This is a genomic window from Novipirellula rosea (genome assembly GCF_039541335.1).
In the GTDB taxonomy this organism is placed as follows: Bacteria; Planctomycetota; Planctomycetia; order Pirellulales; family Pirellulaceae; genus Novipirellula; species Novipirellula rosea.
In genome coordinates, this window is record NZ_BAABGA010000017.1 from 38,351 (window position 1) to 51,357 (window position 13,007).

The window sequence follows — 13,007 nt, forward strand, 5'->3', positions numbered from 1 at the left end:
TTCACTCGATTGCAATCTTATCTTTCATGCCTAGTGCGAAACCCTCTTCGGCGCAACCGGTCGTGCGCAGCCGATTGCTTCCTCGCATCTCATTCCGCTTTGTTTTCGCGATCACCACATTGGCGGCGGTGATTGCGGCAGTGGCCCGTCAAGCCGGAAGCGGCGGCGCCTTGGCAACCGCGGCAATCCTTGGTTTAGCCGTTCCGCTGCTCTGTTTTGCCTTGTTTGCCTTGACGTTCCTATTTGCTTGGGCCGTTTCATCGCTGTGGTTCCATGCCGAAGATGAACAAACGCTAAAAGGCAGCCCGTTTGCCGCAGGCCAATTGCCTCCGCAAATCATGCCGCCACGGGAGCACAACGCATGATCTGCACTCACCGATGCTGGTTCGCCTTTCCTGCAGTCACGACGCTGCCCCCGGTCACGACGCCGATGCGATTTATTGCGTTGTTGATCGCGATTGTCTGTTTTGCAGCCACCGTTTTAGCGTCGGCGGCGCAAGCCGATGATAGTCAACCCGATGACGGTCAATCCGATGCGTCCGTAGCAAGCTCAGCCGCAAATCCCCCCTCAAGCAACCCCAATCCGACTACATTGCTTGACCCGTTGTTGCCGCCGACCAGCGGAACGGTGCGATTGCCAACGACCAAAGCCAATACGCTCGGCTTCACTTTGCACATCGAACTCGCGAAACAGCCCTCCTCAGGCAGTGTTCCGGTCAACATTATCGCCCGTTCGACCAGCACGTTTGCGGCGGACCGTCGATTGACGATCCGTTTTCGCTCGGACCCCGACGGGCAATTGCCGCCCACCAACGGGTTGCTCATCGATGTACCGCTATTACTTCCACAGGGAGCCACCTCGGCACGTGTGACCCGCTATCTGCCGAAATTTTCGGCTGGCTACCAGTATCAACTTGCGGTCTACGAGCAGGACAGACCGCTAGAGGATTGTGTGGCAAAAATCGGCGCCGCGGATACCGATTTTTACAGTCATGAACAACACCTGAATTGGTTGTTAATCACCGATAGTGACGTCGTCGATTTTGCCGCGCTTCCCGATCTGCGCCCGCTTATCTACCAAGACCCTCAATTTGCCGCATCGTCGTTTCGCGGCACCATCGGAGCCCCCCGCGACGACCCTCGCTTTTACGAATCGGTGTTTTCGAACGGTCCCCATGGCGTGGCGGGGCAATCCGAATTGCCCACCGATTGGCGAGGTTACCAACACTATGATTTGATCATCGTCGATCCATCGGCCGTGAAAGCCGCGATTCAAAACGGCAAATATCAAGCGATTGAGCAATGGGTGCTCAACGGCGGATCGATCGCCCTTTACGATTCCGCATCGGAGCAATCTTTTGTGGACACGCTCGAATTAACAGCCGAGCGTCCCAAGTCATTGGTACTAAATTTCATCACTCCGGAAAGCATGTTCAACGAGAACATTCGCAGACCTGTGGATGAAAGCTGGAACCAAAAAATTTGGTTACGTCCCCTTGGTGCGGGAATCGCTTTTGGATTGCGGAAATTGGATGACGAGGAATTTCCCAGCGGGCGGCAATGGTGGGTGGTCGAACACACGCTTGGACATCGCGTTTCGCCGATGTTGCGGCGTGGGGTCGACCCGATTCTCGGCGACCGGCGTTTCGGTCGCTGGTTGATTCCCGGTGTCGCCCAACCGCCGGTCTACACATTCATGGGACTGCTTGCCTTGTTTGTCATCTTGGTCGGCCCGGTTGCCTACCGCAGCACCGCGAAACGAGGCCGTACCTATCTGATGTTTTTGATTGCACCTGTGTTGGCAATCGTGACCACCGCATTGATGTTCACTTACGGCATTCTCTCGGATGGGTTTGGAACCTCGGCGCGGATCCGTCAATTGACGTGGGTCGATGGCGTTTCGGGAAACGCGGGTGAACGAGTCCAATCGACTTATTTTGCCGGACTGCGACCGACCGAAGGTTTGTCGTTTGCCGGCGATGCCGAAGTGATGCGTTATAGCGACGGCAGCGCCGGGTCATGGGAGGAACTGACCGAGCGGAGCCCTGCGATTCTTGGGAACATTCGCCTTGAATCGGATCAACAAGTCTTTGACAGTGCGTTCCTGCCGTCACGTCAACAGCGTCAGTTCATTGTCCACCAACCTCGCGAGCAGATTGGGACGCTGTCCATTGAAGCCGAGAAACTCGATCCGCTTGCTCCCTCCGCCACGATCACCAATCGCTTTGGCTTTGCACTGCGTCAATGCATCATCCGCGACTCGGACGGTGATTACTGGTTCGCCGACCACGTTCCCGGCGACAGCGAGAAGGTTCACTGCATCGCGATTACGCGAGCGAAATCTTCGAAACTGATCGGCGATTTGTACAACCAATTTCGACCGATGGAGGAGGACTTGTATCGCTCGCCGCAACGCAATTACCGGCGGACGACACGGGACTTGATCATCACCATCAGCGAACAAATTAAACATCAATCGATGTCGCAAACCGACGTGCTGTCGGGTTCCTTCGAACATTGGTTGAATCAACGGATGCAATTGGAAGGAGAAATTCCGCATGATCATTTTGTGGCTGTCTCGGACGTCAGCAGCGACGTGGTCTTGGTCTCGGGAACCGAACTTGTCGATAGCGTCCGTTACGTGTTTGGAACACTCAAATGAATACGACTCCCTCGTTTGCGATCCCCGGTTCCGGTGCAAACGGTAATTTGACATCGGCATCCAACGCGACCGGCGGGGTGCATCACGGCGAGACCGATTGCATCGAACTGCGTCGGCTGCATCGTTTTTTTGGGAAAACGAAAGCGGTCAATGACATTTCGTTCACGGTGGCTCGCGGCCACGTCTTTGGTTACATCGGCCCCAATGGCGCAGGCAAGACCACGTCGATGCGGATTTTGGCCACGCTCGATTTACCGAGTTACGGAGACGCGTTTGTCGATGGGTTTTCCGTCGTCAACGATCCAGAACTCGTCCGTCGACGACTTGGTTTTATGCCCGATTCGTTTGGCACTTACCGCGATGTTAATTGCAAAGAGTATCTCGATTTTTTTGCCCGGGCCAACGGACTGGTGGGACGCGAGCGGAACCAACGCCTTGACTGGGTGCTCGACTTTACCGGCACCAAAGGTATGGCTGAAAAACCGATTCGCGGCTTGAGCAAAGGCATGAAACAACGGCTGTGTCTGGGACGCGCGCTGATTCACGATCCCTCCGTGATGATCTTGGACGAACCCGCCGCAGGACTTGACCCGCGAGCTCGTATCGAGCTTCGCAAAATGATTCGCGAGTTAGCCGATCGAGGCAAAACGGTGCTGATCAGTAGCCATATTTTGACCGAACTAGCCGAAATGTGCGACTCAGTTGGCATCATCGAACAGGGGTCATTGCTGGCAACCGGCAGCGTGGAACAGATTCAACGGCAACGAGAAACGCATCGCGAATTGTCGATTCGTTTGCTTGATCGAGTCAGCGAATGTGCGGAAGATATCTCGACCCGCGAGAGCGTTGAAAAAATGATCATTGATGGCGAATGTTTGCGATTCGAATTTGAAGGAGACGCAGGCGACCAAGCCGACTTGGTCGCCTGGATCGTGAGTCGCGGGTATCGCGTGGTCGAAGTCTCGTCACACAAAAAGAGTCTCGAAGATGTTTTTTTGCAGGTCACCGAAGGGTTGGTCCAATGAGTGGAAGTGTATCCATCCCCACCGCGTCGATGCCCAAGATGAACGCAGCAAATCGCTGGGATCGGTTTGATGATTGGTGTGAAGCCATGGGGGATCGGCTGAACCCGATCCTGGTCAAAGAGACTCGCCAAGCACTGAAGAGTCGCCAATTTGTCGTCACGTTTTCGGTGCTGTTGTTTGCTGCGTTCGCCTGGACCGTCGTCGGCAGTTTGTCGCAAATGCCACAAATTTACACGACTCCCTCAGCCGCACGTTTGATGATTGGCTACTACGTGGTGCTGGCGATCCCGATGTTGTTGGTCGTACCGCTGGCCGCGTATCGTTCCTTAGAAGGCGAAATTGACGACGGCACGCTTGAGTTGCTATCGATCACGGCACTGAGCCCTTGGCAAATCGTGCTGGGAAAACTCGCCAGCGCGTCGCTGCAAATGATGATCTATTTTGTGGCCTTGTTCCCATGCATGGCGTATGCCTACACGCTACGTGGCGTCGATTTGCCGACCACGTTGATCATCATCGCCGCGTTGTTGGTGGCCGGATTGGTTTTGACCGTGGCGGCGTTGTTCCTTGCTCCGTTGGCACAAAGCCGGACCGGTCGCATCGCCACGCTGCTGATGTTGATGATGATCCTGTTGTTCGCTGAATATACGATCGGCTATCTCGTGATCGATCTGATCCTCAACGGCAACGCGTTAACGAGTGACTGGATCTTTTTCCTCTGTACGTCCACGCTGCTGGTGTCATTATCGGCCGGCCACTTGATGCTGACCGCAACAGCGGCGCAGTTAACCCCCGAGAGTGAAAACCGCTCGACACACCTTCGCATTTCGATGATGGTGTTGTCGATGATCTTGGTGGCAATCGGAGCCTATGCGATCAGAGGACTTGACCAGAGCGGAAGCGTTTTCATCTTGATTGCGGTCGCATTGGCGGTCATGTGGACTGTATTTGGAAGCATGCTGGCGGCGGAATCCCCCGTGATGACTCCGAGGATCCGACGCGAGTTACCGCAGAGTTTTTTCGCACGTGTGGCGTTGACTTGGCTGACCCCAGGCCCGGCAACTGGATTGGTGTTCGCGACGGTTAACATCGTGGTGTTGACCGGGTTCGTGGTGTTTGGCGTTTTTGAATACCGCCAACAACCAGCGAGCTTTCGCGCGTCCGACCTACAATCACTATTTCGTCTCAGCATTTTGTTTTCGAGTTATTTAGTGGCCGGTTTGATTGCTGTCCGCTGGATCGTCGCGTTGGTGCGAATCAACAACCATCCACGCGTCGAAATTGGACTCGCCGCGATGGTCACGGTACTCGTGTTATCCGCGTTGGTGCCCTATTCGATCGGTTTGCACCTGAACGACTATCGAAACTACTCGTATTCGCACTGGCAAATCACCAATTGGGTGTGGACGCTTGCCGAAGCCACTCCGAGTGGAACGGTACGAAATCTCGAGGTTTTTGGTGTTGCCGTCGCGGTGATCTTTGCCTTTGTCATCTGTTTGCTGACAATGCCACGCACGGTCTTGCCACGACGGACCGCGACCCCGGAACAGGTCCAGCGGGAACAAAACAAAGTAGCCTCCCCGTGAATCGTCCTCGGAAACGGACTAAAATTCGGGTTTATGCGGGCGACGCATTGAATTGATCCTGCGGACATCGCTACAACCATGGTTCAAGCGTACGCCACCGACCCAAGACTTCATCTCACGAAACGGCTTCCCTGGTATGACTTCCGAATCAGAATCGTCTCCCGATCCCGCCGACGCCAACCCGGCGCTGCGTGCGAGAGTGCCCGATCATGTTGCCGAAGGCTGCTTCAGCACCGGCGCGATCGTGATGACTGGACCGAGTGAATTCATCATCGATTTCCTGCAAACGATTGGCCGCCCGCATCGTGTTGCCTCACGCGTGGTGATCCCTCATCCCGTGATGCCGCAATTCATTGACGCATTGCAGACCAACCTTGATTTGTATCGCAACCGCTTTGGGGATCCTCCATCGCCACCCGCCAATCCGCAACAAAATCAGCCACGTCGCCCGACTCCGCAAGAGATCTACGATGATCTAAAGATGCCCGATCATGTGCTCAGCGGTGTTTACGCAAACGGCGTGATGATTGGTCACGGTGCAAGTGAGTTTGGATTGGACTTTCTCACCAGCTTCTTTCCGCAGAGCGCCGTCAGCTCGCGCGTGTTTGTTGCGGCGGGGCAAGTCCCTCGGCTGCTCGATTCCCTCAAAGGCGCCGTGCGTCAGCTCGAACAACGCCGGCAACAACAAACGGAAAATCAAGCCAATTTTCCCGGCATCGGCATCGATCCCGCGAATGGACCGTCCGACCCAGGCGGCAACCCGAACAGCAGCGACTTGGGTGCCGATGGCGGGCAGCGTCACGACGGCACAAGCGGTGAAAACCAGAATCCCGACTCATCCTCGGGCGGGCCCGACTCGGGCGAGCAACCGCCTAACAACGATCCCGAAAACGGCGACTCGGAACCCAAAACATAGGATTTCGCCGTAGCGGAAGTCGTCAAGACTTTCGTTTTCTGGCATGACCGAAACTCACGCGCGAATTCCGCTACCTCAGTAATTGAATCGAAGTTTCTAGCGATCCATCGTAATGATCGCTGGGGACGTGCGATTTATAAGTTGATGTTATAGCCCAGAGGACGGCACAATTCCTGCCGGGGGTGTTAACCCCCGGACTGCGTCACCACCACCCCCTTCTCGCGTCTGCGATTGGCGGCTTCGCCGCCAATCGCAGACGCGAGAACATAGGCTAAAATTCGGCACCGGTGGCTTACGCCACCGGCATGGGATGTGTCGGCCTCCGGCCTAAGACTACAAATCACGCAACTTATAAATCGCACGTCCCAAGCGACACTTGGCGTCGATGTGAGGGCCGTTCGTTGTTTAATAGCATCCTGCCGCCGCTTTGCAATTTTGCGTTCGTATGGGGGCGATCCGACTCCGAAAGTCTTCGCGACTTTCGCTACGTGAAGCCAAAACTTACCCAACTTCCCACGTAAATCGCCCACGTTTCACGCCTGGAACGCAAGTTTTTTCGGGAAAAGCGTCTTGGACGATTGAGTTTCACGATTTCTCTATTTCAAGAAAATGGGGATTTCGATTAAAGTCCCCTCCACATCCCGCAAATGTACCAGGATGGTTCGCTCGGATTAGGCAGGGCCGCATGACGATGGCTCCTCAAACAGAACCATTCTCCTGAATGACTCACGTGGCCATGGAGGCGCCAGACCATGTTATTAGAACGAATCGATATTGATGCACACGGTCCACTGAATCGTGTCGAACTTGGCCCGTTCTCGGAACATCTGAACGTCGTTTGTGGCCCCGAAGGCTCCGGAAAAACTGCGATCGCACGATTCGTTCGCGACTCGCTTGTCGATCGCGAATACCCGCTGGGCATGATGAGCTCGTCGTCGGGTCGCGTCGTATGGGCCGATCGCAATGGGCTGCTCCATTGTCGCCGCGAACAAGATGGATCAAAACAGGGTCGTCGCTCGGTCGAGTTTGAATCGCGTGGCGGTTCGTCCTACGACAGCTACCTGCACGATCATCCCTGGCTCGGATCGACGGTTGCCGGCGGGCTGGACCATGACGCATCCCTGCGTGGTGTCCAATCCGACGCCACCCGCGCCGTGCATTCGATCCAACTTCCCGAAGCGATCATTGACGCCGTAATCACCGACACCGCGATCAATCAAATCGCTCGTGTTGTATCGGCTTGCATCCGTTGTGGGCTCGATTCCCCTCAAACCTATCGCTCACTGCCGTTCCCCAACGCTCATCTCGACAATCCGGCTGGCTACGCCGCCCATGATGGTTTCACTGCTGAACCGGTGCCAGCAAATGATCGTCAAGTTCGCTTAGTGCGTTCGCAATTGGCCGACGTGGAACTAGAACTATCCCGCTTGGAACCAACACCGCTGCGAGAAGAATCGCTGCTGGCTCGTCGAGACGAATTGACGCAACAACTGAACCGTCGCACCGCGCGAACCGCTGCTGCAGCACCTCGATATGATCGTGACCGCATCGAACGTCGTTTGGCGGACCTTCACGATCGTGCCACGCATCTGCGTGCTCGCCAAAACGAACTGCGTCGATGGGTCGCCGACCTCGATTCTCAATTGCACGCGTCACCACTCAACGCGGGCGATGTGAATCCCATCGATACCGTAACCGACAACTACAAACAACATTGGGCCATGCGTGACGAATCGCTTCGTCGCCAATTGGATGATCTCGACGCCCAAATGATCCGCTGGCGTCGTGCATTGTTGGAAGTCCGAGGGCTTCGCGACGCGATCCTTGCCACGCGTCAAAACCTGCGTTCGGCCGGTCACCCTTACTCGGTCGACTTTGGTCCGCAAGACGCAGCGATTCTGCGCCGTCGACGCTTGGACGGTTTTCTTGACGCGATCGACCGCTTTGATCCGTCACGCGGATGGAACGAATTTTATACCGACACGTACTTCTCTGACGATCTGCATCACGCCTCGCGTGTCCGTAGCGAAGCGGACGTTTATCGCTCGCGAACCGGCAGAGTGATCGATCCAATTCACTCGCTCGATGAACTCGACCAACGGGTCGAATCCGCCACCCGCCAAATTGATTGGTTGCTGCAACGATACGCCAGCAACGAACAATTTGATCACCAGTGGTACCAGACGGCTGGCGAATCGTCGGCGTTTGGCGGCACCACGCTCGAAGAAACCTTGCGGACCATCCGAAACGATCTGGTGCATGCGTCACGTTACGCGGTGAATCAGAAATATGACTCGCTCCGCGATCCCGCCATCCACTCTGCTGCAGTTAACCCGGCAACGGCTGACGATCTTCGCGAACTGAACCGCAGTGAAAAGTGGCTGGTCAATGCGATTGATCAGATGATGCAGCATCGCGAACGGATGTTGAATCGCTACACGCCATCGGAGATGAAGGAAACACAGGATTGGGCGCGACATCGCGAATTGCTGCAGTGGCGTTACCAAAACGAACGTGCCGATCGCGTTGCCGAACTCAACCGCACCTCACGCGAACTCGAAACCTGTTTGGCCGACGTGGCCCGACTGCGTCGCGACGCACAAGCATCGATCGCTGCCGAAACAGTTCGTGAAAATGAACGTCAAGACGCGATGGCTCGCGAAGCGGCAGTGCAAGAATTGCGAATCATCGACAGCAAATTGGCACGTCTGTCACGCGTTCGTTGGCTCCGCAGTCGCGCGAAAGAACTGCGAGACCAACTACGTGCAATGCGAACTCCGGTTCAAACCGCATCGCCCCTCGGACAAGCCGCCAGCCGTTGGCTTGTTCGACTGTCCGGCGGCCGACTTCGCACCGTTTCTTGGCAAAACGAGCGAATTTCGCAGCCGCTGGCACACGAAGCAGCCACGCACCCCGGTCTATCCGCCCCCGCGGCGCACGACATGACTCGCGTTTTTATTGACGGACGCGACGAATCCCGCTGCAGTAACACCGAACGTGCCTTGACCGTGATCGCAGTCCGCATGGCTGCGGGTGAATTACTCGCCCGGCTCGGCAAACCGGTTCCCGTGGTGCTCGAGATTCCTCGTTCGTTGGCTGCCTATGTCAACCACCGCGTTGATGGCGATCGGCCAGCGAACGCCCATGACACCTCGTTTTATCATCACAGCAATGATGGCCGTTTGAATCATCCGATTGCCGCCGCGCTTCGCGACTATGCCGCCGCAGGGCGTCAAATCGTGTTGCTGACGAGCGATCAAAATTTGGCAGACGAACTGGCCCGTGTCGGTGGCCGTTCATTTGCACTGCGAGCGGACCGAGTGGTGCATGCTCACCGCCCCCTTTGGCGACCGCACTACGCACCCGAGCAATACAGTGGCCCTCATCCTCACACCTATGGCGACCACATCGTGGGCGAACATCCTTCGTATCGTGCTGACGACTATCGCGTTAACGATATTAACCGTGATCTCGATATGGCCTGGCGAGAAACGTACGGAGCGAATGCCAACGCGGACACAGCCGGATACACGTCGCGTCATCCGCGAGCAATCCGCCGTGACGAATATCGCCGTGACGATGCACCTGCCAATGAGGTTTACGACAGCCATCGCGTGCGAACCGATGCTGCTCGCGATGGTGCAGCCTTTCGCGATGGCTACTACTACGCTGACACCTACACCACCGACGCTCCGCACTCGATCGACGCGACCGTCGTGCCACGTGGAAATAGCGTGTCCCGAAACCGCGATGTCATCGATCAAGGCCACCTCAGTATGCTCCGCCGCGGTGAGTCGTCGGACCCTGCTTTTTTTTTAACAGTCGACAGTCCTATTGATCAGGCGCCTTCGATCGACGCGGTCGCCGCCGCACGACTGCGTGGATTGTTGGTCACTCACATCACCCATTTGATGCAGCAAGACCCCAACCGTTTGTCCGATGCATTGGGGCTCGCTAGCGTCGATGCGTCGACCATCCGCCGTTGGCAGAGCGAGTGTCGCTTGGTTTGCCGCGTGCCCAAACTACGCGGCTTTGATGCTCGCGTCTTGGTAGGCTGCGGTGTGACCGACCCTGCTCAATTGGCGTCGATCCACCCCACCGACCTGCTGCAACGTGTCGAAGATTTCTTGGCGACCGAGCAAGGCCAGAAGGTTTTGTTGAGCGGAAGCAGTCGCGAACTTTCCCGGATCACCAGCTGGATTGCAGCGGCAAACAGTTGGGGCCCCGAGAAAGGCCCTCGCTATGTCGATGGTCGAGCCATTCGCAAGACCGTTCGTCAGGAACGACGGTCCAGTGGAGACCGCGCTCGGTTTAGTGACCGTCGCGAACTGGATTACGATGACCGAAACTACGATGATCGGGGCTACGACGATCTCGACAATTCTGAAGTTCGCTACGGAATCGGCACAATCCGCGGTTACAGCCGAGACCGAGATGGCATTCGTGTTACGCGAGGTCGCGATCGCTCCAGTTCAACTCGGGCCAGTTCAAGTCGGGCCGATTCAACTCGGGCCAATTCAACTCGGGCACTTCGCCGAGACCGCACGAGCGATTCGAGTCGTCGCCGTCACTCGGAATCAAGCGACTCGCGTTCGTCGCGTCACGCCAGCCTAAAAACTCGCTCGGGCGACCGCGAAAACGGACAAACGGAATCGAATCGCGAATCAAATGTTGACTACTCGCAAAACCGCAGCGGACGAGGCGAAGGCCATGCAACGCACAACGGTTCAAATCAGCATTCCAGTAGCGAACGATCACGTCGCCGCCGCTCGAATCGCAACGGTTCATCATCAAATCGCGAAGTCGTTCGTTTGTCCGATCGTGACAACCACCACGAGTCGCGTTCACTGGACCGCACAGAACGCGAGCCTCGCGAAACGCGTTCGATGCGAGATTCATCCGAGACTCGTGCCGTCAAATCACGTGAACCACGCGATACCGAATCGGAACTTCGCTTCTACCTGCAACGAGACAATCCGGTAGTCGATGCCCCGTCGATCGGACCACGTATGGCCGATCGGCTGAGCAAGATCGGGATTCATACCGTCGACGATTTGCTGAACGCGAATCCCGAACGCGTTGCTGAGAAACTTGGCAATCGCCGCATCGATGGCGACATCGTGTTGGCGTGGCAACAACAAGCCACCTTGGTTTGCCGAATCCCGATGCTGCGTGGACACGATGCCCAGCTGCTAGTCGCGGCGGAGATCACTAGCCCCGAAGAATTGGCGACCCAAGACGTCGAGGACTTGTTCAGCCGAGTGGATCCGATCAGCCGTAGCCGCGAAGGCAAACGAATCATTCGCGGTGGCAGTCTGCCGGACATGGAAGAAATCAGCGAATGGATCCGTAACGCCAAGGTGAACCGAGAACTGTTGGCTGCCTGAAGAGATCCCGAGTCAGAGTAGAGCCTGAGGAACTAACGGGAACCTCCGGAAGTACCGTCCGGTCTCCTGGTTCCCAGGCTCTGTCTGGGAACCCATTGCCTTGCAGGCTCGCGCCGCACCGCTGTAAAAACCATCCGTTCGGTGTCAAAGCAGATGACATTGGGCCATCGCCGTCGGCTTGTCCCAAATCCATGTAGACATCACGCATCGCGTTGCAACACAACGCATCCGTCTATCGATTCCATTCGGACCGTTCCGGGCAGCACGCAAACTCCGGCCAGAGCGTCGCTAACGTATTGATACAGCTGCTGCCAATGCGTGTGTGACATGCTTTGCATTGGCCACCGTTGTGTCGACCATAACTGCTGCATCGCGGTGATGATCACAGTCGCATCGGTCTGGGTGTCGCAACGAATGACCACCGTGTCACCGATATGCACGTGCTGAGTTCGCCAATTTTCCGCCATCGATTCGATCGTCTGAACCCAATCACGCTGGGTCCTAGCCGCTCGGAAAATGGCCTCATTTGCATCGGGATACTTCGACTGAATCAACGGCATCAATTCGTGTCGAATCCAATTGCGTCGGTAATTCCGACTTGCATTGCTGGAATCCTCGCACCACGGTTGATTGATCGAGCGGAGTGCCGTGCGAATGCGATCCCGCGAGACATTCAGTAGCGGGCGAATCAACACCGTATCCTCCCCCAGCGACCGGTACGGCCTGATCCCCGCCAATCCTCTTGGCCCCGTCCCGCGAAGCAGGTGATGCAAAACGGTCTCGACGTTGTCGTCCGACGAATGTGCAACTGCGACATAACGAGCCCCCGACTGCTCGGCCGATTCCTTTAGAAATCGCAGCCGCATTTTTCGCAGCGATTCCTCGTCGCGGGCGTCCACACACTCGGACCGCCGCCCGACAAAAGGCAACCCGAGCTGCGCCGCCAATGCTCGGACAAACAACTCATCTCGCTCGGATTCCTCGCCGCGGGTGGCGTGATTGAAATGGGCTAGCGTCAAGAAACCGGTCGGCGGATTGGCCGCGGGTAGGCTTCGCAGATGCTGAAGCGCTCGCACCAACGCCACACTATCGGCACCTCCGCTACAACCGATCACGACCCCGACGCTGCTCCAACGAGATCGAGGCCACGTGTGCTGGATCGATTGGCAAAACGCGTCCCAATTTTCAGGTGGCGGCACGGCAGTGGACATGAATGTTTGTGGGGGTGAGATTGATTCGCGTCGACGTCTAAAGAGAGGGCCTAAGGATTTCGCCGATGTCATCAGCATGGCCGCTAATCGGGTGGATCCGTTCATCATCCCGTCACTGTTACAACCGTTACAACAAGCGGTTCCCGCCATCGACCACCCCCCTCTTTCGATGGGAGCCGAATAGCGACACGTATACAAAACACCACGTCACAAATGCGAA

At 56.4% G+C, this 13,007-nt stretch carries 7 protein-coding genes; 6 read left to right on the plus strand and 1 reads right to left on the minus strand.

Features of this window, described 5'->3' with window-relative positions:
* Positions 1 to 26 precede the first annotated feature (26 nt).
* The 6 genes from ABD971_RS05895 (at position 27) to ABD971_RS05920 (ending at position 11,576) form a co-directional block, all read left to right on the plus strand.
* Positions 27 to 365 (plus strand): hypothetical protein, encoded by a 339-nt coding sequence (locus ABD971_RS05895; protein ID WP_339945023.1) that lies wholly within the window; start codon positions 27 to 29, stop codon positions 363 to 365.
* Positions 362 to 2,662, plus strand: a complete 2,301-nt coding sequence (locus ABD971_RS05900; protein ID WP_345320329.1) for a hypothetical protein — start codon at positions 362 to 364, stop codon at positions 2,660 to 2,662. The genes ABD971_RS05895 and ABD971_RS05900 overlap by 4 nt, the downstream gene beginning before the upstream one ends.
* Positions 2,659 to 3,687, plus strand: coding sequence for an ABC transporter ATP-binding protein (locus tag ABD971_RS05905; RefSeq protein WP_345320331.1), 1,029 nt, complete (start codon positions 2,659 to 2,661; stop codon positions 3,685 to 3,687). The genes ABD971_RS05900 and ABD971_RS05905 overlap by 4 nt, the downstream gene beginning before the upstream one ends.
* Complete coding sequence (locus tag ABD971_RS05910) at positions 3,684 to 5,273, plus strand: ABC transporter permease (protein WP_345320332.1); 1,590 nt, start codon at positions 3,684 to 3,686, stop codon at positions 5,271 to 5,273. The genes ABD971_RS05905 and ABD971_RS05910 overlap by 4 nt, the downstream gene beginning before the upstream one ends.
* Positions 5,274 to 5,409: 136 nt before the next feature.
* Positions 5,410 to 6,189, plus strand: a complete 780-nt coding sequence (locus ABD971_RS05915) for a DUF3467 domain-containing protein (RefSeq protein WP_345320333.1) — start codon at positions 5,410 to 5,412, stop codon at positions 6,187 to 6,189.
* A gap of 752 nt (positions 6,190 to 6,941) precedes the next feature.
* Complete coding sequence (locus ABD971_RS05920) at positions 6,942 to 11,576, plus strand: DUF4332 domain-containing protein (protein WP_345320334.1); 4,635 nt, start codon at positions 6,942 to 6,944, stop codon at positions 11,574 to 11,576.
* Between the two features lie 200 nt (positions 11,577 to 11,776).
* On the opposite strand, the gene tilS is transcribed toward ABD971_RS05920, so the two are convergent.
* Positions 11,777 to 12,787, minus strand: a complete 1,011-nt coding sequence (tilS, locus tag ABD971_RS05925) for a tRNA lysidine(34) synthetase TilS (protein ID WP_345320335.1) — start codon at positions 12,785 to 12,787, stop codon at positions 11,777 to 11,779.
* Positions 12,788 to 13,007: the final 220 nt, after the last annotated feature.